Here is a 23,298-nt window from a genome sequence, read left to right as displayed (position 1 = left end):
TTTTGTGGACACAAGAACCATCCCCTTGTTTACGAGTTAACTCAATTCCCTTTTCACTTCTCTTGGCAAGTCCATGAAGGGCTGGATATCTTGCACATATTCTAAGATTCCTAGGAACTCCTCGTTTTCGTCGAACAAACCTTTATACGTAATATGAACATATTGATCTTTCTTTTTGAACCACATTGTTTCTGATTCTTTTGTCCTCGACTTCAGGTCACGGATGATTTGCATGACTTTCCCCATACTCTTAGGTGGGTGGCACATGCCGACATTTCGCCCAATGGAAGTTGGTGTGCGGATAAACATCATCTCGGATGATTCCACTACTTCATTGAAGTATTTAAAAATGCCATTTTTATCAACAAACGTTAGCTCTAGTGGTATGTTGTTGAGAATATGGTTGGCTTCTTTGATCGTTAAAAACCCTCCACCAAAACGCACATGTTCTGTATCGTTTGCTTCCGTATTTATTTCTTCTGCCTCCGCTAACTTGTCTTTCGGAATCCAGCTTTCTTCTGGTACTTCTACTGCATAGCCAAATGCTTTACTTTCCATTGTAATAGCAATCCAGTTGTCTTCATTAAACAGAGACTGGGCAACAGGTAATAGTGTGTACGCTTCTTCAAAAAGCATGTCTTTACAAGCTTTTTCTAAATCAATGAAAGCTTGCTTAACGTGTTTGAAATCGATGTCTGGAATTTTTTCCATCATGCGATTGGCACCTTTATATAATGTCCGAATATGATCATCGTCCGCCCACATGATTCGTGGAAGCGTAAAAACGCCATAACGCTCTAAAATCGGGAAAAAGAGTTTTTCTTTACGATTATAATGACTGTAAAGCTGCCCTAATTGTTTCATTTCAAGCAAGAGCTGATCTGTCGGGTGTTGTAGATCTTGATCAATCGCTTTTATTTGATCATTTATTCGCACTAGGAGGCTTTCAAAAAACTGATTTTCCTTTTTGAAAATATAAATAGGATGACTCGGATGCGCAGCAGTGGGAACATCAATATCTAGAAGCGATTGCCCGTATATGTCTTGATACATATCAAAGAACTTTTTGATATCTTCATTTGAAAAACTGTTGGTATCAAAGTTTAATTCTTGTAAAATCAACAAAATATCCAACGTGTCTAAGTGCTGAACGTGCTGCTCAAAACCTTCTTTGATGCTTTGTTCTGCCTCCTCTTGATGTATATGAAGCAATAAACCTTTTATTGAATCAATGACTTTAAAATCTAAATGTGCTTCCATCACTTTTCACCTCGTTGTGATTTTTATTGTTAAAACTCATTCTTTGTTAAGGATTGAACATGGATCGGCGGATTTTAAAATGTATGAATTTGGGTTGATAAGCCTCTTATTATTGTACTGTCTTCATTTTACTATATAGAAAAAGGAAAGATTGTGATGTGGAACACAGGTGTTTTGACTAAGGCACTTATTTTTATTTAAATGGATATAAAGCTAGGAAGATGAATCGACTAAACTGTGCACAGATTGTCGGATGAGTAAATGTAACCTTTGCTATTATTGATGTTGAAAGGGGGGCATTACATGGATTCGTTAAGCAGTATGAATCATGCACTAGCCTATATCGAGGAGCACTTGAAAGAGGAAATTGAGTCTAGCGAACTTTCAAAAATTGCATGTTGTTCGGAGTATCATTTTAAACGCATGTTTTCTTTTTTATCTGGTATTAGTTTATCTGAGTACATTAGAAGAAGGAGATTAACATTGGCTGCACTTGAACTAAAAGACTCTGATTTGAGAATAATCGATGTAGCTGTCAAATATGGATATGGTTCGGCTGATTCATTTTCACGTGCTTTTCATTCAATGCATGGTATTCTGCCATCTGAAGCAAGAAATGAAAGTGCAAAAATAAAAGCATATCCTAGAATGACCTTCCAACTATCCATTCAAGGAGGATGCGAAATGAATTATCGAATTGTTGAAAAGGAACCATTTAAAATTGTTGGATTGAAGAAGAAAGTCCCAATCATTTTTAATGGGGTCAATCCAGAGATTGCTAAAATGTATGAATTACTAACACCTGATATTATAACGAGATTTAAAACACTTTCGGATATGGAGCCAATAGGGATTATTAGTGCTTCTACAAATTTCTCTGAAGGAAGAATGGAGGAAAAGGGCACGTTAGACCATTATATTGGAGTAGCGACTTCAAGTAAGGCAACTGAAGGATTTGATGTACTACAAGTGGAAGCCAATACCTGGGCAGTATTTGAATCGATTGGTCCTTTCCCTGAAACACTACAAAACATATGGGGAAGAATATATGCAGAATGGTTTCCGTCATCAGGATATGAGACAGTTAAAGGGCCTGAGATTTTAAGGAATGAGAGCAAGGATATGAGTAATCCAAAGTACAGAAGTGAAATTTGGATTCCAGTGAAGAAAAAGTAACTCAAGGGAAACAAGCAGGGGTCAACAAGCAGGGGTCAGACCCCTTATGTATGAAAAGATTCAGGCATTTGTCATAAAAATTCGCAAAATCAGGATAACCACCCAAGAACATTCACCCAATCCTTCATAAGATCTAGTGAGAGCTTTTTTAAAGAGGAGGATGAAAGTGAATTCATATTATAATGAATTACCCTATCATGTTTGTGAACCAACTGACTACTGCGATCCAATGGATGAAAGGGGACGTCCTGGAATTGGATTTGGCCCCGGTTTTGGCCCCGGTTTTGGTCCCGGATTTGGCCCTGGTTTTGGCCCAGGACTAGGATTTGGTGTTCCATTTCTAACAGGATTGGCAGCAGGTGCTTTAATACCACCTAGACCACCAAGACCAGTATATGGATATCCATATCCGGTGTATCCACCATATCCACCATACCCATACCCACCGTATCCTTACTATTAAGCTTTGACATTGGGGTCTGACCCCTTATATGGACAGTTGTCCACGTAAGGGGTCAGACCCCTTAGTAGGAAGTGGGGCATGGTGCCCGTGAACTACTTTTGTACCAGATGTATGGTAAAATACTGATAAATCAGATTTTATTGGAGGTAAATGATGAATTGGGTCGATCCATACATATTTTTGTTAACGATGCTTGGTCTATTTGTACTATATTTATCGATTGCACTGCTTCGTTCGCCAAGAAAATTATCTCGAACATTACTTGCATGTGCTGCGGGCTTATCAGGTGTCTTTATCCTTTTAACGGTCATAGAATTAGTTATTAGTCTGCCAAGTCTCATGATAGGTTTACGGAATGTACAACAAATCTCTTTAGTCTTTACCCCCATATTTTTACTGGGGTATGCAATAGAGTTATATCAGGAAACTCCAAGGAAAACAATTCGTTTAGTGAGCATTTTATCTATTCCTTCCATTATTGATATCTGTCTTGTTTTTACAGATTCCTTTCATGGGTTAATGCGGGAGAGTGTAACAATAACTACAATTTTGAATTATACGGAAGTCTCAACGAACACAACAGCTCTTAATTCCTTTTTTGGTGTGTACCCATTTGTCATATCGTTAGTCACGATCTTCTTATTGATTCGAAATATGTTTGATGTACCTAAGCATTATCGAATGATTCATTTCTTGTCGGCTTTGGTACTTACTCTACCAATAACAATGATTATTATAACCTCGCTATTATCTTTTCAAATTCCAGGTGTGTTTGCTTTATCCTATAGTTCGATGGCACTGTTATTAATTATAGTAAATAAGCGAATGGATATTAATAAAGTTTGGCCAATATCACGACAAGAAATATTAGAGAATCTCTCAGAAGGTATTCTATTAATTGATCGAGAAGGAAAAATACTGGAATGTAATCCAGCAGGTTTTGAAATCATTAAAAATATATTTGGCTTTGATGATTATCGAAAACAAGTCCTTCATCAATCAGCAATAGCTGTGTTTCAGGATGTTACGCCACTGATTGATGCACTTGATCGGTGTACGGATGCGACATTCCAATATGAGCGAGATGGGTCTTACTATGATGTAACGTCATCCATACTTGGAAAAAAATCGAATTACTTAAGGTTAGTTGTTTGGAAGGACATAACCGATAAAAAGGAAATTGAACATCAATTGAGAGAACTAGCGGAGAGAGATCCATTAACAAAAATAACAAATAGAAGGGCATTTATGGAAGCTTACGATCGAGATATTGCCGAGCAAGAAAGGTGTTTTATGTTAATAGATATCGACCATTTCAAAATGTTTAATGATCAGTATGGACACGTGGTTGGTGATGAAGTTTTAATCCATGTTGCACGCTTGATGCAAAGACATTTCAGTGATCATCTAGTCACACGTATAGGTGGAGAAGAGTTTGCTGTCCTTATGAAAATAACTGCAGATCAATCCATTGAGCTAGCAGAGGCCTTTCAAGCTGCATTAAAAGAAGAAGTTTTTCACATGGATTCGGACATAAAGGAAGAAATAACCGTGAGTATTGGTATTTGTACAGTAAGACCAAATACGCCTTTTAAAAAAGCGTATCAACAGGCTGATCAAGCGATGTACAAAGCAAAGAATGCAGGACGCGATAAAGTACTTACTTACTAGGGGTCTGACCCCTCATGTGGCCACAAATAAGTAACTGCTTAGTAAAGCGCATAGCTATAGGAAGTTATTATAATTAATCATGTTTAGTCGTGCTTAATAAGGGAAATACTACTAAAGCATAAAGTTGGAGATGAAGCGTCGTTTATGGTGATGAACAACGCTTTACTTTAACGAAGAAGGTGTCAGATACCACAGATGGACAATTGTCTTTTGTGGCATTTGACACCTTTTTCATTTGCCTAACATATGGCACCTGCATATCAGCTTAGTTTTCGCGATAATCTCTACTAAACAAGGTATAATGAATATATGCTGTAGATTTATCTATTTTTGCATAGTGGGGGAGTAGCAAATGAATCAAGAAATTACGTTTGAAAACATTCATAAAAACGGAGCGATTGTGGAAGAAAATGAACGATATAAACAAAATCAGTTCTTAAAAATACCGAATATGTATGACGCAAATTATATAGCGTTTAAACAGATGCCTACTTTGGCAGAATTTAAAGAAGCAGAAGAGTACTTGAGAGGCTATCATATGAGACTTGGCCAAAACCATGTTAAGTTTTATTTTCCTGAAGGTATAAAAATAACGGATGAGCTAGATAATTACTTATCTACTTCTGGATATGATACAGGCTTTATGGAGTTGTATAAGGTCGATCCATCAAAATTTCCAGAGGTGCCAATGAATGATGCGATAAAAGTAAGGGAAGTTTCAGAGAAGAATCTCGAGCCATTTCTCGATTTAATCTACAAGCACACCTTAGCATTTGGAGAGAAGTTTGCTCAATATAAGAGGAGCTTGATCCGCGAGCAGTGTTTGGATGACAGTCAAAAAGAAAGACACTTGAAGCTGTTTGCAACGTATGATGGGAAGGCTGCAGGATACGCGCATGTTATTATTTCCAAAGCATTCGTAGAAATAGACAATCTAGAAGTAGATGAGGTTTTTCAGAAAAAGGGAATTGGCAGTGCGCTGCAACGAAAGGTAATGGATCTGTTCTCTGATCGAACTGTCATATTGGTTGCAGATGGAGAGGATACTCCGAGGAACATGTACCGTAAACAAAACTACCAGTATGTTGGGTTTCAGTATGAGGCGCTTAAGGTGTTGGAGTGAGGTAGCAGAGTAATCGACAGGTGCCTGCACCTGTCGATTTTGTTCAACTAGAAAAGAGCGCCATTTTTATTCCAGATGGAACTATCTTTAGGACCTTTGATCTCTTGGTGGTGATAGGCACTTTTTTCTCAACTACTTTTGAACAATATATGATTTCTTCCTTACTATATCCTGCAAGCGGCGTTTTCCTTCTTCTGTCAAATAGACATTATCATCTTTTAACAGCTTCTTTGCTAGACTGACGGTCATATCCGAGTGTTTATTTTTACTCAAATGAACTCCTCCTTACGTTTTCTACATCATATTCAAGCCAGTCTTGCCCGACATGGACAACTTAATTGAATAATCAGTGGATTTTCAGAAGATGAACGCTAGAGCAGTTATCACCTGAGATTTTGCCGTAAGATAAACATGGGGACGGTTCTTGCGTTTACGTTTTCGTAAACGCAAGAACCGTCCCCATGTTTCCATTAACCATTACCGAGAGAGTGCATTCCATTTGTCACATGATGCCTTCCTATTGGTACTACAGAAGGAGAGCCAGAAATGGGATCTTCTATCACGGTGCAATCAAGTCCGAAAATTTCTTTGATTAAGCTACTCGTTATCACTTCTGATGGTTCGCCCTCTGCGACGAGCTTACCTTCACAAAGTGCAAAAATATTATCAGCGTAACGTGCGGACAAATTAATATCATGAAGTACCATGACAATAGTTGTTCCGCGTTTTTGATTAAGATCAGTAAGTAGGTCTAGAATTTCGACCTGATAGGTGATATCTAAAAAGGTGGTCGGTTCATCCAAAAATAAAATATCTGTTTGTTGCGCCAAAGCCATTGCAATCCAGACTCGTTGTCTTTGACCACCCGAGAGTTCGTCAATGTGATGGTTGGCAAGCTCCGTAATATTCATAATTTCCATTGCTTCCGCTACTGCCTCATAGTCTTCTTTAGTCCACCCACTAAACAGAGATTGATGTGGAAACCTTCCTCGTCCAACTAAATCAGCGACCGTTATTCCTTCCGGGACTATCGGTGATTGCGGAAGAAGTCCTACAAACCGTGCGAATTGTTTAGGGGGAATTTTACTAATCGACTTCCCGTCAAAGGTTATTTTTCCGGATGTTGGTTTAATAAGTCTTGCCAGCGTTTTAAGAAGCGTAGACTTTCCGCAGGCATTTGCCCCGATAATAACGTTTATTTTATTACTAGGGATTTCAAGGCTTATCTTATTAATAACCGCTTTATCATCATAGCCAGCGACAATTCCCTCCGCTTGAAAAATATGTTTCGGTTTCATTATAATTCTCCCTTTTGATTCATTCGGATTAACAGGTAGATCAGGTACGGTGCTCCTATTATACCGGTTATGATTCCCACTGGATATCTAACGTCAAAGGCAAATTGTCCGATTAGGTCTGATGCTAAAACTAAGTTTGCGCCAACTAACCCCGCTGGAATTACATTCGAGAACCCAACACCGACAAGTCTTTTCGCAATTGGGCCAGCAAGGAAAGCTACAAAAGCAATGGGCCCTGTCGTAGCTGTCGCCAATGCAAGGATGAAGACAGCACTAATAATGAGAATGATTCTAGTTTTATCCGTATTTAATCCTAGTGAAGTAGCAGATTGTTCACCAAGCTCCAAGATACTAAGATGCTTGCCCAACAAGATAATTATAGGTGCAAAGATCACTACGAAAATAACTAACGGTGGGAGCTCATGCATTTGGGCGCCATTAAGACTACCAGTAAGCCATCTTAGTGCGGAAGGGATATCCTGTTGTGCCCCAACTAGCAGAATATAAGATATCGCAGCGTTGAGCATCGCCTGAATGCCAATGCCAACTAAGATTATTCTCCCGATGGAAAATGACTTACCCTTAGAAAACAGGTAAATGAATAGGACTGTTGCAAGACCAGCAATGATTGATGCAATCGATACAATCGACTCACTCGTATGTAGAATGACAATGCAAAAAACAGCCGCTGCACTTGAGCCAGTAGTAATCCCAATGACATTCGGATTGGCTAGTGGGTTGCGCAACATGGTTTGGAAGGTGTTCCCACCAATACCGAAAGCAATACCTGCAAAAAAGCCTGCTAACATTCTTGGTAAGCGTATCGAGTTGACTGCAAAAGATACACCTTTCAGCTCATATCCTAGTAGTGCTAACATCACATCTTTTACAGGATATATCGTATTTCCCAGTAAGAGCATCGCGCAGCAAAGTACAAATAAAAGTGCTGCAAGCGAGGTCGTAACAACGATCCATCGGCGACGTCTTTGACGTCTGCCTGCTATAATAATTTCAATAGATTTATTCATCATAAGCCACGCACTTTCGCTTTCCTAGCAATAATGATTAGGATTGGAGCTCCTATGAATGCTGTAACAACGCCAACCTCAAGCTCTCCAGGGCTACCTAGAACTCTGCCGCATACATCTGATATAGTTAAAATAATTGCTCCTGCAAACGCGGACATTGGCACAACATATCGCATGTCAGGTCCAAGAATAAGTCGTATGACATGTGTAGCTAACAACCCTACAAAACCAATTGGTCCTGCAAGTGCCGTTGTGGCACCGCACAACAGAACTGCTGCTAAAGCCGCAGTAAGCCTCAATACTCCGGTTCGCACACCCAATCCTTTCGCAACCTCGTCCCCAAGGGCTAGTGCATTGAGTGCAGCAATAGAAAGAATGCCTAACAAGATTCCTACGATCAAAAACGGAATAAACGTAGTAATAGAGCTCCAGTTTGCCGCACCAACACTTCCAACTTGCCAAAACCTGAATTGATCCATCACATAAGATCGGGGAATCATGATTGCGATCACTAGCGATGACAGGGCAGCGCTTGTCGCTGCTCCTGCCAATACAAGCTTAAGGGGCGTAGCACCGCCACGCCCCATAGAACCAATTCCGAAAACGAAAACAGCGGTAATCATTGCCCCGGCTAAAGCAAGCCAGATATATTGAGTGGCTGTGCTTATGTTCAAGAATGCAATTCCACCAACAACAAACAAAGATGCTCCTGTGTTAACACCAAGTATGCTTGGGTCAGCAATTGGATTGCGCGTAACTGCTTGCATAAGTGCTCCTGAAATGCCAAGCGCAGCACCACAAAACAAACTGAAAACAGTTCGAGCAACCCGTTGACGAACTACGTTTGCGCCGTAGGAATCGACATTTTGATGAAATAAACCGGCTATTAATTCATTAAAGCTTATTGCTCTAGAGCCAAAGACTAGGGAAGCAATAATGCATAGGACCAACATGACTAAACATGCGACTAGTACCGCTATAAAATGTCTCGGTATATGTGGCTTCAGCAAGTTGTTCTTAGAATCTATCGAACTATTCATCGACCTTGTCGATCGCGTCCCCGATTAATTCTAGATACTGATCAATCGTATAAGCGATCGAAAGTGGATTTGGATTTCCAGATGCCGCTAAAGGTGTATTGTTACCAATAAATACGACAGAACCTCTTTCGATTGCTGGAATCTTGCCAAGCAGTGAATCTTCTTTAACTGCTTCATATAAGCTTTCATCACCATACCCAATTAGTATATCAGCATCATTAAGCACATCAGCATTTTCAGCACTTAATGATGTGTGGAAACTATTCGGATCCTCAATCGCATTCAATAGACTTTCAGGGTATTCCATTCCTAGTTCAATCAGGAACGCACCACGTGGGTCAGCAGGTGTATAAATAGATATTTTAGATAGATCCTCAGCAGAGAAATTCGCAAAAGCAACTTTTAACCCGTCCATCTCAGGGTATTCGCTTGCTTTTTCTTTAATAAGGTTCTCTGTATCCTGAATAAGTTGTTCGCCTTCCTCTTTCATACCCATTCCTGTAGCATTTAACATTACTTGTTCGCGCCATGTTGTTACCCAAGGACCAGCAGTATAAGGAACAACTGGAGCGATTTCACTTAGAATATCGTAGTCTTCTTGTGTGATACCAGAGTATCCTGCAAGAATAACATCTGGGGTTGAATCGGAAATTGCCTCAAAGTCAAGCCCGTCCGTATCTTGATAAATATTAGGGTTGTCTGCACCCAGTTCCTCAAGCTTTTCCTTCGTCCAAGGCAACAATCCACTATCATCCTGGACACCGTAATTTGCCGCAGAGAATCCAACAGGTACAACACCGAGAGCAAGGGCGACATCATGATTTGCCCATTGGATCGTGGCAACGCGTTCAGGTTTGCTTTCTATTGTTGTTTCACCAAAAGCATGCTCGATCACGATCGGATATTCCGTAGCTGCTACTTCTTCATCAGAAGAAGTAGTATCTGATTCATTATTTTCAGTATTACTTGTATTTTCTCCGTTATCTTCTGTATTTGCTGAACTTGCTTCATCAGCTGCACAACCAAATAAGAATAGTAGACTTACAGCCAAAATAAATAAAAATGAGCGTGACATTTTGTGCTTTACATTCATTTGTATATCCATCCTTTTTATGTAGTTTTTAATAATTGCTAAGTTAACTTGTTTCAACCTCCCATGGATGCCCATAAGTACATTGAATCACCATGTACAACAATAGAAAGGTTGAAGTTTTCAATTAGAGCTCTTTTAATTGAAAACGATTATCATTATCAATGATAATTTCTCTTTGCCTAATTGTCAATGCTATCTTAATAGATTTATAAAGTACGAACACCGGTAGGACGATTCTATCCATATATATCTATAGGGGATATGCGGTCATTTCATTAGTTGTTGCTTCAGTAATGCTTCGTTTTTTTCCTTGAAAAGTTCGTTATGAGAGGACACCATCGCATAATTGCTGGCCTCTGGTTCCACATATTGCTTTGCTTTATTTACTGCATTAATGGCATCTTGAAATGCTCCTGCGATGAGACCAACTTTGCCATCGTACATAAGAATATCACCAGCTGCATATAAGCCATCCACAGACGATTGACTTTTCGTTGTGCCTTCTATGTAATAATCTTGTACCTGCTTAATGCCTAGGTTGCACTGGTTTAATAATTCGGCATCACGTTCATACCCGTGGTTAATGATGACATCATCGATGGGCAGGTTTGTCACTTCGCCTGTAAGGTGATTCGTTAATTCTACACTTTCGATGGATTCCTGGTCAGATGCACCATTTATTTTGGTGATAGAAGTATTGTAGAAGCACTGAGCCGAACTATTCGTCAACAGTTCCACCTGGGCTTCATGCCCTTTTAAGGATTCTTTTCTATAGGTGACATACACTTGTTTGGCGTATGGTAATAGTTCAATAGCCCAATCAACGGCAGAATTTCCCCCACCTGAAATAATAACTTTCTTGTTTTCAAATTGTTTCAAGGATTTGACAGTGTAATGTAAATGGGATTCCTCATAACGTTCGACGCCTTCAACATTAAGCTTCAAGGGTTTCAAGATTCCAGCACCGATGGCGACTATAACGGTTTTGGAATAGTGCTTCTGTCCAGATTCACCATAAAGTACAAAGATTTTATCCTCATTTTGCTCAATTTTTACTACTTTTTCATTTAAAGTCACGGTTGGATCAAAGGTTAATCCCTGCGTAACTAATTGCTCAATAAGTTTTTCACCTGTTACAGGAGTTAATCCGCCGACATCCCAAATCATTTTTTGAGGATAGACATGTACTTTTCCACCTAATTTTGGCTGAAACTCAATAATTTTAGTTTTCATCGATCTTAGCCCACTATAAAAAGCAGAATATAATCCAGCGGGACCGCTTCCTATAATGGTTACGTCATATAAATCTGGTGTCTCCATTTTTTATTCTCCTTTACCTATTTAATATTTTCCCTTGTGGTAACAAGAGCATTTTTTTACTACTGTTATGTATATGGTTTGTTGTACCACTAAATGATAATGATTTTCAATATCATCTGTATAGTATCATAGATTAGAAAGGGGAACAACATGCTATTTAGTAAAGAACTAATGTAGATAGGCTGTCAGAATCATCATGTCTTTTTTAAAAAGAGAGGCATATGAAATTACAACTTTTACTAGTGATGACAGGCGTATTTTGTTAGGAGGTGTGGAAATATGTTAAGCGGGAGGGTGCCACAGTTTATCTTCTAAAAAAAGCAGAAGTGCCATTTGTAGGCTAACTTCTGCTTTTTTTTATAATAATGTAGAAATGAAAACAATTGGAATAGCTATGATTATATATAAGATACCTTTAGGCATAAACATATTAAAAAAGTAGAAAAAAAACGTTACCTAAAAAAGTACAACTAAAATTCCAAGTATCTTTTTCACAGTAGAAAATCCTCCTCCTCTTATGCCAATAACTGAGTTAATGCATGTATTAAAATAGATAGTTTCTCACTGATTTAAGTCTTCTATCCCTACTATTCTATTTCGAATTCCTCTTATCGAAGTACGAGTTAACAAGTAGACGAATCTTTTTGCTTCAATGTTTCACCATCAGTCTACATTTCATTTCTAGTATTGATTCGGTGGGCAATCATCGCAATAATACCAATTGGAACTCCGAATAATATATATAAGGTTATAACTGGAATAAACCCGCTGATCGTCATCGTATTGTTTAGAATAATAACACTAAGCAGAAATAAAGTGATGAAAGTAAAGAATAAGCCTATTCCTTTTCTTTTTTTTAGAAAAGCAGAGATACCCGATATCAACACATGCGCTGTCACATAGCCTAGAATAAGTTGAATGAGCGGTGTTAGTAATAAACCGTCATTTTGACTAATTAAAGCAAAACTAACAAAAATCGTGGTGATAACTCCAATAAACATAGAAACACTTTTTTCGCTTAACATAAATTCTCTCCCTTTTTTATTCAAATATATATACGTTGTTGTCGATTTTCTCCAAAACTTAAAATTAATTAGGACTATTCATTACATCGCAAGTGGACGAATAACTTAATATAAAAGCATAAAGGAGTGACATGGATGCCTATCGTAAATGGTAGCTCGTTTGTTTACACTGTCAAACAAGGAGATACATTGTATTCCATCGCATCAAGCATAGGAGGAACCGTTCCACTGCTAGTAGAAGCCAATGCTATTTATCCTCCTGTGATAGACCCTTATCAAATTTTTCCTGGTCAAGTGTTAGTTATTTCTACACCAGGTAACAGACAAGTAAATCATATTGTTAGTGCTGGAGAAGCACTCTATCAAATTTCCCGGCGATATGCCACAAGTGTGGATTTACTTCAAGGAATAAATAAGCAAATAACGAACCCAACTCTTATCTATCCAAATCAAATGCTTCAAGTTCCTGCACTAATCTATCTAGTTGAACAAGGGGATACATTATATAGAATAGCTCAGCGTTTTGGTGTTTCGACATCAATCTTGCTTGAAGCGAATCAGAATCGACCGGGTTTATCGCCAGATGTCATCTATCCTGGCTATCAACTCATTGTTCCGCTTCCAACTTCTAATAATATTGTTGTTTTTCAACCTCTTCCAGGTACAACCATACAAGTGGGCCAAACGTTGCAAGGGTATGCTCGTGCATTTGAAGGAGCGATTTTGTACCGTATTATCGATCAGAATGGTCAGATTGTATTAAAGGAATCACCGATCCAAACAGCAGCAGGTGGCCCTGCGTATGGGGCATTTTCTACTTCGATTATGTTTGATAATCAGCCTACTACACAATCAGGTGAACTGTGGGTTTACACGCGTAGCCCTAGAGATGGAAGTGTTCAAGATCTAGTAGCAGTCCGTGTGATGTTTTAAGTTGATTTTTTGCTGCGTTAATTTAAAAGTGTAAGATATGGAATTAGATTAAAGGATAGACAGCAAAGCTAACATACCAATGCAAAAGACGATCAGAAACAGGTCGCCTTTTGCTACTTTTCTTTTTTCGGCTATGTCATAGGTAACTAATTTTACTCCAATAAAAGTAACCATGGCGATAGCTGAAACCTGTAAAAATGCCATTACAACAGCTTCATTAAACATGAATTGTAATAGAGGCAATAGAATGGCAAATACATACCCAAAGCCCTTTTTTTGTTTCTTATGTACTTCATCATCAAAGATCATCTCTTTTAAACTATATTCTTCATTCATGATGCAATCCCCCTCAGCCTCAATTTTAACATAAAATTCCAAATATTTGGATGCTGTCTTTATTTGATTCCTTCAGGATTAGTTCAGTGACTGCAATTTTTTATTGAGAAAACTTTTGTTTAATTTCCATGTAAAGGCCTCTTTTTAAAGTTATAATTGGAATAGTAATGGAATTTTCACATAGGGAGGGATATCTAATGGAAACTGTAAGTCATAAGCCATTTAGACCATTCATACAAATGTGGACGAAACCAACAGAAACGATGCAACGTATTTTTAATGGGGAAACGTTTAAGGAGAATAGTATGGTGATCCTGTTAGCTATGCTAGGAGGGATTAGTCAGGCTTTTGGCCAAGCTTTTAACCAAGAACTCGGTAATGATTTTTCTCTCATCGGCATTATTCTTCTTGCATTAGTTACAGGTCCTATTATGGGTATTATATCGCTGTACCTGATGGGGTGGTTAATTCAACTAACTGGTAAGTGTATTGGTGGAAAAGGGGAAAGAAAAGATATAAGAAAAGCAGTTGCATGGGGGCATGTTCCAATTGTATGGTCTCTGGTATTCATTTTGCTTAGTATAGTTTTATTTGGTAGGGAATACTTCATGACTAATCCGTCATTTAGTTCATTTCAATCGATTATGTTTTCCTACACTCGTCTTATTGAAATCATTGTGATCATATGGTTTATCGTGGTTCTAACAAAATGCATAGCTGTAGCACATAAGTTTAGTGCTTGGATGGCACTGTTGAGTCAGATCATAGCATTTGCTATAGCATTTGTTTCGATGATCTTCATTGCTGTATTCGTTGTTTTGCCTATTACACTTTTAGGCTAGATGTCTATTTATAAAAGCATCGTGCGTTTCCGGTTAGGTGTGTAAGTGGAGAGGAGGAGAGAATGAAGGTATGAAAAAAATGCTAATCCTATTTGTTGCTACTTCGATACCATTTGGATTAATTATGGGCTTACTGTTTAGGGATCTCACGCTTGGGGTCATGGCAGGGTTAGGATATGGGCTTTTTATGACGCTTATATTGGGAAGTCTTCAACTCATTCTTGGAGCTAAGCTAGGAGCTAAGCTAGGAACGAGTGTTAAACAAAAAAATGAAATGGAGTTACCATTGCCTTTAAAAGAAGCAATTCTTTCGTGCAGAAATTCAGTAATTGCAATCCATGGAGCAAAAATAGAGCAACAAGATTATACGAATGGTACTGGTATTATTCATGTGAAAACAAAGGTTAACATAAGAACATGGGGAGAAAAAATTACATTCCGCGTTCAAAAGGTTAGCGATGAAGTTACCAAAGTATGGGTGGAAAGTAAGCCTGTTATTCCAACTACCTTGTTGGAATATGGCAAAAGCCTAAAGAACATAAATGCGATTACTAGTTATCTGGAAAAGGAAAGATTTTAAGAGCACGACCAGACACCTGTCGATAAGGAAGCTGCTAGTCAGCACCTAAAATATAAACCTATCCGTTAGAGCCTGAAATCTACAAAATATGCCCTAAAGAGGGCATGTTGTAGATTTCACTTTTATCATAATTCTATAATATAAACACTCTTCCTATTGAACTTGACATTTATTGTTGGTTACATGTACTTCTTGAAGCATTGTTCAGTGTCGAACGATTGATATTGACAAGCATTTAATTAAATGGAATAATTTTGTAGAAAATCCTCTAATTATTTCCTAGTCACACCCTTCACCTAAGTACTTTTCAATAGCTTCACATAGAATACTTATCTCATTTAAACTATTTCTTTGAAATCTTCAAAACCATTGAACCGTTTTTACATATCTTCCAAGCTTGCCTGAAAGGGGTGATCCGTTCTTTTTACCTAATATTCTTTTTCTTAACATGTTGAATTTCAAAAACTAAAAGGAGGAACATTCATGAGCCACGATATTTGCGGATATAATATTGCAGGAGAAGAGATTGCGTATGCTCGTTTCACTAAGAATAATCCCTTCGCAAACATGCTTTATAGCTTACTTGAAGCATGGGAATACAACGGAGGAGTAAGTGGTATTGGTAGTCACGTGATTTACTCATTGCAACAGATGGAAAAGGCAAAAGATACTTATAGGCAAATGTTTGATGATCATGCATCATTTAATACTGATCGTAATGAATTATATTATGATCAAAAACAAATCTTAGCGTTTATTGAAAATTGTATGGCAACTGCACAAGAAGAAGGAAGCGTAAGTTTATATTTTGGCTAACACTAAACGTTTAGCGTAAATCTTCATAATAATACTTCAAACAAAGCCACATAGATGCATCCCAATCTCCAGCTAACTTAAAAATCCCACATTAAAGCTATTCCAGGAGTAACTAAAAAGAAAATATTAGATGTAATCTACATATTTTAACGTGATATAATTATAATACGAATGAAAACGGAGTGATTTTAATGGAAGAAACATTAAAATTAATAGTTGATGAGCTAAGAGAGCTTAAACAAGGTCAGCAACAACTGATACAAAGACAGACAAAAGTAGAACAAGGCCAGGAACAACTAATACAAAGACAGACACAATTTGAACAAGGTCAGGATCAGCTGATACAAAGACAGACACAATTTGAACAAGGTCAGCAGGAACTAATACAAAGACAGACACAATTTGAACAAGGTCAGCAGGAACTAATACAAAGACAGACACAATTTGAACAAGGCCAGCAAAACCTAAAACAAGGCAAAGAGCAACTGGTGCAAGGTCAGAAACATCTAGAACAAAGCCAATTACAGCTATTACAAAGCCAGAAAAACTTAGAGCAAGGCCAGAAGCAACTAGAGATGGGACAAGTAGAATTGAAGAGTGAAGTTCTCAAAATGAAAGACAATTTGATTTTTGGGCTTGGACCTTATTTTGAAAATATCGAGAAACATATCGATACCAAAACAGATGAAGTAAAAGACATCATAAAGGACCAGCAAAAAGTTATTGAAACTTTATCGATCCGTTCTGTTAAGCATGAGAGTGAAATAAGTGAGATTAAACAAAAATAATGAGGGTGGATTATTTGTAAGTGCCTGTCATCATCAGAGAAATTTTAAATTTGAAAATAGACGGGTGGTGACTAGGCACTTTTTTATCAATATATTGTGAATGATTACACTTAAACAAATGGGTGCTTTAGTGAAGTAAGATAATTAATTGTGGACTGATCGATTATTATGGATTAGTCTTTCCTTTTCTTTTCTGTTCTCCTATAAGGTACATATATATGAAACGTGTTAATCACTCGGGAAAGTACATTTTTTTCAATTTTAACAAAATCACCGTTGGAAAATAAACACTGATTATGAAAAGATAGAAAATCATAATCCAAAAGTATCATTTTAAGTCACTAATTAATGAATATTAAAAACAAACGAATTGACAGCGCATAAATTACAACTTACTATAAATTGGAATAATTTATTGATTAAACCAACTAAGGAGTGAGGATAAACGATGATTAAAGGCATTGGCCATCTTGCATTTGTAGTAGAAAATATGGAGAAGTCCTTAAGCTTTTATTGTAATGTTCTTGGCTTTAAAAAAGCGTTTGAATTAAATAAAGAGAACGGTGAACCTTGGATTGTTTATTTAAAGGTTCGGGAAGGACAATTTATTGAGCTGTTCTACGGCGGAAGCAAAGAAGTAACTACTGACTTTTCTACTATTGGTTATTCACACTTATGTCTAGAGGTAGAGGATATAAATGAAATCGCTAATCATATAAAGAGCCATGGTTTAACCCTAGATGATGAACCAAAGCAGAGTGCAGATCTTAATTATCAATGCTGGGTAAGGGATCCGGATGGCAATCGAATTGAATTTATGCAGTTGCACCCGGAATCGCCCCAAAATAATGCTTAGAGAGTGTTAATAAAAGGAAAAATGATAAAAACAATTAAAATTGATCTAACGAAATCTACTGTTACGTGCTAAAGATCCACTAGTTAGCAATATCGGTGGTATGCAGGAGCAATAGAAGGACCATTAAATGGATGAATAAACTAATTCATCGCTTAATGGTCTTTTTTCTTCCTAATAGTATTTAGTAACAATCTGTTCAAGTTAAAAAATAGCTAAAAGGATAATTATGTATGTTCGTGCAGTTATGAATATCTTTTGTCAAGAGTTGCAGGAACAGTTGGAGTTGAGGATGCCGGATAAGTATTTAGAGCACTATGGATGGAAGTAAGAAAGTATTGCATAAAATTTAAAGGACCAGACCCTTATATGGATAGTTGTCGGCAGAAAGGGTCTAGCCACTTGGTGTAAGATTAATAGATATTAAAAAAACGTAATGCCAGTCACCACCAGAGAAATGTCGAGTTCGACAATTTACGGGTGGTGACTTCACCTATTATTAATAGGATAAAAAACAGTCAGAAGCTAGTGGAAGTTTCTGACTGTTTATTTAGGTATTTTCTACTTCATTATTGCTGCCTGAAAACCGTAGGCAACTATTGCTTTATTAAGCCGTATCCTCAACTGGTAAATCATGCTTAACAATTGCCTTTTTCTCCCAAGCCTTGCTCTTCCAACGGAAATAGACAAATAATCCCCGGGCCCACTCATCTGCAATAAAGGCAATCCAAATACCGATCAATCCATACCCTAAATGGATTCCGAGTAAATAATAGAGCGGGACACTAAATAACCACACAACCGCGAGAGACTCGATCATAACGAATCTAGCATCCCCTGCTCCGTTCAAAATACCTCCGTAAACAAGGTTTAAACATCTTCCAGGTTCCAGTAAGAAACCAAGAAGGAGTAGCAGAATACCCATGGAAATGATTTCAGGGTCGTTTGTAAATAGATTGAGTAATGGTTTACTGAATGCTGTAACAAGTACAGTGACTCCTAAAGCAGTGATGATACTCCACCGTCCGCTACGCAACCCTTGTTTATATGCCTCATCCATCTCCCCTGCACCAATTAAGTGGCCGATGATAATTTGGGATCCGCGCCCTAACGAGATTCCTAAGATCATTACCAAAAATAAAATATTTAACGTATAAATTCTCGTTGCTAGCATCTGTGTACCTAAAAGTGTAATAAATCCAGTTGTAACAATCTGACTAAAAGAATAGGAAATCATGGAAATCGATGACGGAACGCCGATTCGTAATATTTTCATGATCCGCTCTTTTTGCCAGCTGACAAATTCCGTCCATCCAATTTTTAAATTCACTCGCTTATTTAGCAATATTGCATAAGCGATCATTGCTAAAAATTGACTGACTGCTGTAGAAATTGCCACACCAGGAACTCCCCACTGTGGAAATCCGAACGCCCCATAGATAAATAAATAGTTACCTGTAATGTTTAAAACGTTCATTCCCAAGGTTACCAGCATCGTTTCCTTCGTGTAACCGTGTGTTTGTATAATGGTTGCCATCGTCACACTAACTGCCTGAAACACAAGTGCCCCTCCAACGATTAACAAGAACGTATTTGCCTGCTCAAATAGTTCCGGTTCCAGGGAAAAGAAACCTAATAACTGTCTACTAAAGATCATGATGCTTGATGCAATGATTATGCCAAACATCAAATTAAGTAAAATAGCGTTTCCTGTAAGGAATTTGATATCATCGAATTTTTTAGCTCCAAGATATTGTGCGATCACAACCGATGCTCCAGTTGAAATTAACTGAAACAGGAAAAACATAAACATGATTAACTGATTGGCTACCCCTACCGATGCTACAGCTTCATCAGAAACTTGACTTAACATGAATGTATCGGCTGTCCGCAACGACATATGCAAAAGAGACTCAATAAAAATCGGCCAGGTAATGGCGATGATGGATAACTTTTTAATATCTGGATTGTTCATCTTAATCTCCTATTCTTGATTGTTCATAAAGAAGGAGTGACCTCATGATACATAGACCACTCTCCAAAACAATAGATTTGTTTTTAAACGCAGGATAAAACTTGTTGGATTTAATTCGTGTACCGAAAGAATCGATTCTTTTATATTACTACAATAGCTAGAAGAAAAGAAGAAGTTTTTGAGGGATAAATTTGGAAACAGGGGGACGGTTCTTTTGTCCACACTTTTGTGGACAAAAGAACCGTCCCCCTGTTTCCTAGTGGGGTGTAATTGGACATACCTATAGTGAACAAAGTAACATGGAAAATAATACTAAACTTACATAATTAAATTTAACGAGGTGAAACGATGTTATTTGCTGAAAATACACCTAACTATGCCGGAGTAAAAGTGTACGGTGATTTTATGGACTTTGAAAGTTTATATGATTCTCTGCATGAGATTGTAGGAGAGGAGGGGGAGTTCACTGCCTACCAAGGGGGCAGATTGCGCGTGCTAGGTGTTTGTTATGATATTCGACATGCGCTTATGGGTAATCGCGATTTTAATTTTGTTGATAATGGGTTGGATCAAGATAAGATGAAGCGCATATCGATGATAACGAGCGATAAAAACGTGTATATGTCCTTCCATGTCTATTGGCCAGAGGTTATCTTTGTTAATATGGTTCTAAACGACTTTATTAATATCTATGCAGCCAAAAAGTCCAACAAAGCCTATCGTCGACTAGAGCATAAGAACACCATATGGGATGCTACTATTGCAAACGTACGGATGTTTCAAGCAGCCATTGCAAAAACAATAAAAAGCAGCATAGCAGAAACGTCACATGCACGTGTGATGGGTTTAATGAACAGGGAATATAGTGATATGGCAGGTTTTGCTACGCAATATCTTGATTTGTTAAATGTTAAGTTTTTAAACATGGAAAAGGAAAAAAGACAGAAAAACATTACTGTGATGATCAAACGACTAGCGGAGCAGGGAAAAGACTATCAAGATGTCAAAAGTGAAGTGAGAGAAGCTGCTAAGAAGTATAATTGTTCAACAGAAGATATAAGTCTAAAAGAGGAATACCCGGAAGATGTGGAGTGGTAAGGACTTTCGGTAATGTAACATATCTTGGAGTTAGGATGAACAAGACCCCATGGGATATCCCTTGGGGTCTTTCCTATGTATTATTACTTTACCTGTCGTAGTAATTATGCTATAGTTAAATTACTACGACAGATGAAGTACGACAGGTGCAGTAATTAGATTTTGCAGAACAGGACTAGGAAGGAGGATATGAATTGATTAGTAGTGATGTTATTCGTGGATATAATGATACGATTATTCTTTATCTACTGTTAGATCATCCTTCATACGGATACGAAATATCAAAAAAAATTAAAGAAATGTCAGATGAAAAATACATTATAAAAGAAACGACACTTTATTCCGCCTTTAACCGCCTACAAAAAAATGGGTATGTGGAGTCTTTTTATCAAGAGCAATCACATGGAAAAAGGCGTACGTATTACCGAATAACGGAATCTGGAGTGAACTATTATTACGAGAAATGCCAAGAGTGGGAAGTAACAAAAGAGGTTATTAATCAATTTATTAAGGAGGTTAATTTCAAATGAATACAATAATAAGTTACTTGGATAACATGTTCAGGAACTTGCCAAAAACGCAGGAGATGGAAAAGCTCAAAGAAGAGATCCTAGCCAATATGGAAGATAAGTATCATGAATTACTAAGTGATGGTAAAAAGGAAAATGAAGCGATCGGGATTGTCATTTCAGAGTTTGGCAATATAGATGAGTTGATCGAGGAATTTGAAGTTGAACAACAGCATGTGGGAGATGAGAAATCACTTCCATTTATGAGTGAAGAAGAGGTTAATGATTATTTACGAATGAACAAAAGGTCTGCTAAAATGATTGGTCTCGGTGTCATGTTATGTATTTTAGCGCCAGCCTTACTTATTATAACTAACCAGTTTATTTTTGGATTTGATGAAAGTTTTGGTGGTGTTGCTGGTCTCGTTCCATTATTTTTATTCATCGCTGTCGCTGTTGTGCTCTTTATCTATGCTGGTATGGAAATGGAAAAGTATAAGTATATCGAATACGGAGTAGAAATTCCGCGTGAGATCCGTTCCATGCTTCAACAAAAAAATGAGGACTATCACCCAACGTTTGTGAAGTTTCTTATAGTAGGTGTAGTGTTAATTCTATTGGCGCCTCTAACTCTGATTGTTATTTCAACATTATTAGGAGCAGATGCAGGCAGTATTGGAGTTTTTGTGTTGCTTAGCATGGTTGCTCTTGCAGTTTATATTTTTGTCTATTTTGGAATGGTTCGAGATGGATATCGAAAACTATTGCGGATAGGTGAGTATTCAAAGAAAGAAAAAGAGGAAAATAGAGTGATAGATGCTGCTTCCTCTATCATTTGGCCGTTAGCGGTTGTTATATTTTTAATCAGCGGCTTCATTTACGAAGCATGGGCGATTAATTGGCTTATCTTTCCGATCACAGCTTTACTTTCTGCCATGTTTTATGGTGCTTATAAACTCTTGAAAACGAACGGAAGGTAATGCATTAGTGCCTGTCACCACCCGTAATTTGTCAGATTCGACAAATTACGGGTGGTGACTTTTATTAAACTAGCATAATGTATGAACAAAGTTAACTAATGTGCATAGTAAATAATATTGGTTGGGATACTTCTAAGACAACAATTCAAATAGGGATAATCATGGGAGATTTAAGATAAAACCACAGTAGAAGTAGGTAGGTAATTAATTGTCTAGAAATATAGAGTGAGACTTGTCGAATGGCCAGCAACTTCGATAGGTCTTACTTTTAGTTTATATAAATTGTGTTCTTTAGACAAAGGTTGGTATAGTAATTGTAACAGAGAGGGGGCGACATGGTGCTTAAGGGAATGTTACCTGCAGTTAAAAATATGAAAAACTTTGAAAAGTTGCTAAAAAGTGAGCATGAATATATTGTAATTCTAGAAACTAGATTATCACAAATAGGAGATTTAGTGGCTTATGCAAAACGAGCAAATAAAAAAGTGCTAGTGCATACCGATTTAATTCAAGGATTAAAGGCAGATGAATATGGTGTTGAGTATTTAATTCGGAACGTGCAAGTGAATGGGATTATTAGTACTAGGGGGGCGGTTGTTTCGATTGCCAAGAAGAATAAAATTATCGCCATTCAACGATTGTTCGCTTTAGATAGCCATGCGTTAAACCATAATCTCAAAATGATAAATAAGGTAAAGCCAGATTATATTGAGGTGTTACCTGGCGTGATTCCAGCAGTTATACAAGAAGTTTCTGAAACAACGAATCTACCAGTAATTGCTGGTGGGTTAATTAAGACGAAGGACGATGTTAATCAAGCACTAGATGGAGGCGCTGTTGCGGTTACAACATCTAGAATGGAATTGTGGGAACTCTAAAGTTTGAGGGAATAAATTGAGCTCATGCTCCTACTACTTATTAAACTTAAATACATAAAAAGTATTGACAACGCTTTCAGAATAGTTTATGTTTTTAATTAACAAGTTAAAGCACGTGATGGGAGATTGGAGACCTTCACTATAAATCTACTTTGGGGAAAGTATGATTTATTTAGTGGGGTCTTTTTCTGTGCTTCAAGAAATTCATGTAGT

At 37.5% G+C, this 23,298-nt stretch carries 24 protein-coding genes; 14 read left to right on the top strand and 10 right to left on the bottom strand.

What is annotated here, in order from left to right:
* Positions 1-36: 36 nt before the first annotated feature.
* The gene (locus NYQ66_RS03465) at positions 37-1,260 is read right to left on the bottom strand and encodes a PAS domain-containing protein (protein ID WP_259866868.1); all 1,224 of its coding nucleotides are present in this window, start codon (positions 1,258-1,260) and stop codon (positions 37-39) included.
* A 303-nt stretch (positions 1,261-1,563) separates the two neighbouring features.
* On the opposite strand from NYQ66_RS03465, the gene NYQ66_RS03460 reads away from it, so the two are divergent.
* The 4 genes from NYQ66_RS03460 (at position 1,564) to NYQ66_RS03445 (ending at position 5,693) form a co-directional block, all read left to right on the top strand.
* A complete protein-coding gene (locus tag NYQ66_RS03460) occupies positions 1,564-2,436 on the top strand; it encodes an AraC family transcriptional regulator (protein WP_259866866.1) in 873 nt (290 codons plus the stop codon).
* 166 nt (positions 2,437-2,602) lie between these two features.
* The gene (locus NYQ66_RS03455; protein ID WP_259866864.1) at positions 2,603-2,899 is read left to right on the top strand and encodes a hypothetical protein; all 297 of its coding nucleotides are present in this window, start codon (positions 2,603-2,605) and stop codon (positions 2,897-2,899) included.
* A gap of 153 nt (positions 2,900-3,052) precedes the next feature.
* Positions 3,053-4,570, top strand: coding sequence for a histidine kinase N-terminal 7TM domain-containing diguanylate cyclase (locus NYQ66_RS03450; protein ID WP_259866862.1), 1,518 nt, complete (start codon positions 3,053-3,055; stop codon positions 4,568-4,570).
* Between the two features lie 352 nt (positions 4,571-4,922).
* Positions 4,923-5,693 (top strand): GNAT family N-acetyltransferase, encoded by a 771-nt coding sequence (locus NYQ66_RS03445; protein ID WP_259866859.1) that lies wholly within the window; start codon positions 4,923-4,925, stop codon positions 5,691-5,693.
* A gap of 132 nt (positions 5,694-5,825) precedes the next feature.
* Here the strand turns inward: NYQ66_RS03445 and NYQ66_RS03440 are convergent, their stop codons facing one another.
* The 7 genes from NYQ66_RS03440 to NYQ66_RS03410 all read right to left on the bottom strand — a co-directional run bounded on the left by NYQ66_RS03440 (position 5,826) and on the right by NYQ66_RS03410 (position 12,497).
* A complete protein-coding gene (locus NYQ66_RS03440; RefSeq protein WP_259866857.1) occupies positions 5,826-5,966 on the bottom strand; it encodes a hypothetical protein in 141 nt (46 codons plus the stop codon).
* Between the two features lie 197 nt (positions 5,967-6,163).
* Positions 6,164-6,991, bottom strand: coding sequence for an ABC transporter ATP-binding protein (locus NYQ66_RS03435; RefSeq protein WP_259866855.1), 828 nt, complete (start codon positions 6,989-6,991; stop codon positions 6,164-6,166).
* Entirely contained in the window at positions 6,991-8,022 is a 1,032-nt protein-coding gene (locus NYQ66_RS03430) for a FecCD family ABC transporter permease (RefSeq protein WP_259866853.1), read from the bottom strand. Before NYQ66_RS03430 ends, NYQ66_RS03435 begins: the two co-directional genes overlap by 1 nt.
* Complete coding sequence (locus tag NYQ66_RS03425) at positions 8,019-9,059, bottom strand: FecCD family ABC transporter permease (RefSeq protein WP_259866851.1); 1,041 nt, start codon at positions 9,057-9,059, stop codon at positions 8,019-8,021. The genes NYQ66_RS03430 and NYQ66_RS03425 overlap by 4 nt, the downstream gene beginning before the upstream one ends.
* Complete coding sequence (locus tag NYQ66_RS03420; protein WP_259866849.1) at positions 9,052-10,152, bottom strand: iron-siderophore ABC transporter substrate-binding protein; 1,101 nt, start codon at positions 10,150-10,152, stop codon at positions 9,052-9,054. Before NYQ66_RS03420 ends, NYQ66_RS03425 begins: the two co-directional genes overlap by 8 nt.
* Before the next feature lie 267 nt (positions 10,153-10,419).
* Positions 10,420-11,472, bottom strand: a complete 1,053-nt coding sequence (locus NYQ66_RS03415) for an NAD(P)/FAD-dependent oxidoreductase (RefSeq protein ID WP_259866847.1) — start codon at positions 11,470-11,472, stop codon at positions 10,420-10,422.
* A gap of 668 nt (positions 11,473-12,140) precedes the next feature.
* Complete coding sequence (locus NYQ66_RS03410; protein ID WP_259866845.1) at positions 12,141-12,497, bottom strand: DUF1129 domain-containing protein; 357 nt, start codon at positions 12,495-12,497, stop codon at positions 12,141-12,143.
* Between the two features lie 135 nt (positions 12,498-12,632).
* Between NYQ66_RS03410 and NYQ66_RS03405 the strand changes: the two genes are divergently transcribed.
* Positions 12,633-13,430, top strand: a complete 798-nt coding sequence (locus tag NYQ66_RS03405) for a LysM peptidoglycan-binding domain-containing protein (protein ID WP_259866843.1) — start codon at positions 12,633-12,635, stop codon at positions 13,428-13,430.
* 48 nt (positions 13,431-13,478) lie between these two features.
* Here NYQ66_RS03405 and NYQ66_RS03400 read toward each other — a convergent pair whose 3' ends face one another.
* The gene (locus NYQ66_RS03400; protein WP_259866842.1) at positions 13,479-13,766 is read right to left on the bottom strand and encodes a hypothetical protein; all 288 of its coding nucleotides are present in this window, start codon (positions 13,764-13,766) and stop codon (positions 13,479-13,481) included.
* Between the two features lie 197 nt (positions 13,767-13,963).
* Between NYQ66_RS03400 and NYQ66_RS03395 the strand changes: the two genes are divergently transcribed.
* From NYQ66_RS03395 to NYQ66_RS03375, 5 genes are all read left to right on the top strand, one after another.
* Positions 13,964-14,608, top strand: coding sequence for a YIP1 family protein (locus tag NYQ66_RS03395; protein ID WP_259866840.1), 645 nt, complete (start codon positions 13,964-13,966; stop codon positions 14,606-14,608).
* A 70-nt stretch (positions 14,609-14,678) separates the two neighbouring features.
* Complete coding sequence (locus NYQ66_RS03390) at positions 14,679-15,188, top strand: hypothetical protein (RefSeq protein WP_259866838.1); 510 nt, start codon at positions 14,679-14,681, stop codon at positions 15,186-15,188.
* 483 nt (positions 15,189-15,671) lie between these two features.
* A complete protein-coding gene (locus tag NYQ66_RS03385; RefSeq protein WP_259866836.1) occupies positions 15,672-16,004 on the top strand; it encodes a hypothetical protein in 333 nt (110 codons plus the stop codon).
* 191 nt (positions 16,005-16,195) lie between these two features.
* Positions 16,196-16,792, top strand: coding sequence for a hypothetical protein (locus NYQ66_RS03380; RefSeq protein ID WP_259866834.1), 597 nt, complete (start codon positions 16,196-16,198; stop codon positions 16,790-16,792).
* A 448-nt stretch (positions 16,793-17,240) separates the two neighbouring features.
* Positions 17,241-17,648 (top strand): VOC family protein, encoded by a 408-nt coding sequence (locus NYQ66_RS03375; RefSeq protein ID WP_259866832.1) that lies wholly within the window; start codon positions 17,241-17,243, stop codon positions 17,646-17,648.
* A 604-nt stretch (positions 17,649-18,252) separates the two neighbouring features.
* On the opposite strand, the gene NYQ66_RS03370 is transcribed toward NYQ66_RS03375, so the two are convergent.
* Complete coding sequence (locus tag NYQ66_RS03370) at positions 18,253-19,620, bottom strand: MATE family efflux transporter (RefSeq protein ID WP_259866830.1); 1,368 nt, start codon at positions 19,618-19,620, stop codon at positions 18,253-18,255.
* A 348-nt stretch (positions 19,621-19,968) separates the two neighbouring features.
* On the opposite strand from NYQ66_RS03370, the gene NYQ66_RS03365 reads away from it, so the two are divergent.
* From NYQ66_RS03365 to NYQ66_RS03350, 4 genes are all read left to right on the top strand, one after another.
* Entirely contained in the window at positions 19,969-20,718 is a 750-nt protein-coding gene (locus NYQ66_RS03365; protein ID WP_259866828.1) for a DUF6904 family protein, read from the top strand.
* Positions 20,719-20,912: 194 nt separating this feature from the next.
* Positions 20,913-21,248 (top strand): PadR family transcriptional regulator, encoded by a 336-nt coding sequence (locus NYQ66_RS03360; protein ID WP_259866826.1) that lies wholly within the window; start codon positions 20,913-20,915, stop codon positions 21,246-21,248.
* Entirely contained in the window at positions 21,245-22,207 is a 963-nt protein-coding gene (locus NYQ66_RS03355; protein WP_259866824.1) for a permease prefix domain 1-containing protein, read from the top strand. Before NYQ66_RS03360 ends, NYQ66_RS03355 begins: the two co-directional genes overlap by 4 nt.
* A gap of 335 nt (positions 22,208-22,542) precedes the next feature.
* Positions 22,543-23,085, top strand: a complete 543-nt coding sequence (locus NYQ66_RS03350; protein WP_259866823.1) for a glycerol-3-phosphate responsive antiterminator — start codon at positions 22,543-22,545, stop codon at positions 23,083-23,085.
* The last annotated feature ends 213 nt before the right edge of the window (positions 23,086-23,298 follow it).

Origin of the sequence: Aquibacillus koreensis (assembly GCF_025154055.1) — a bacterium.
Lineage (GTDB): Bacteria > Bacillota > Bacilli > Bacillales > Amphibacillaceae > Aquibacillus_C > Aquibacillus_C koreensis.
The sequence above is the reverse complement of the archived record's forward strand: the minus strand, read 5'-3'. Positions and strand labels throughout refer to the sequence as shown.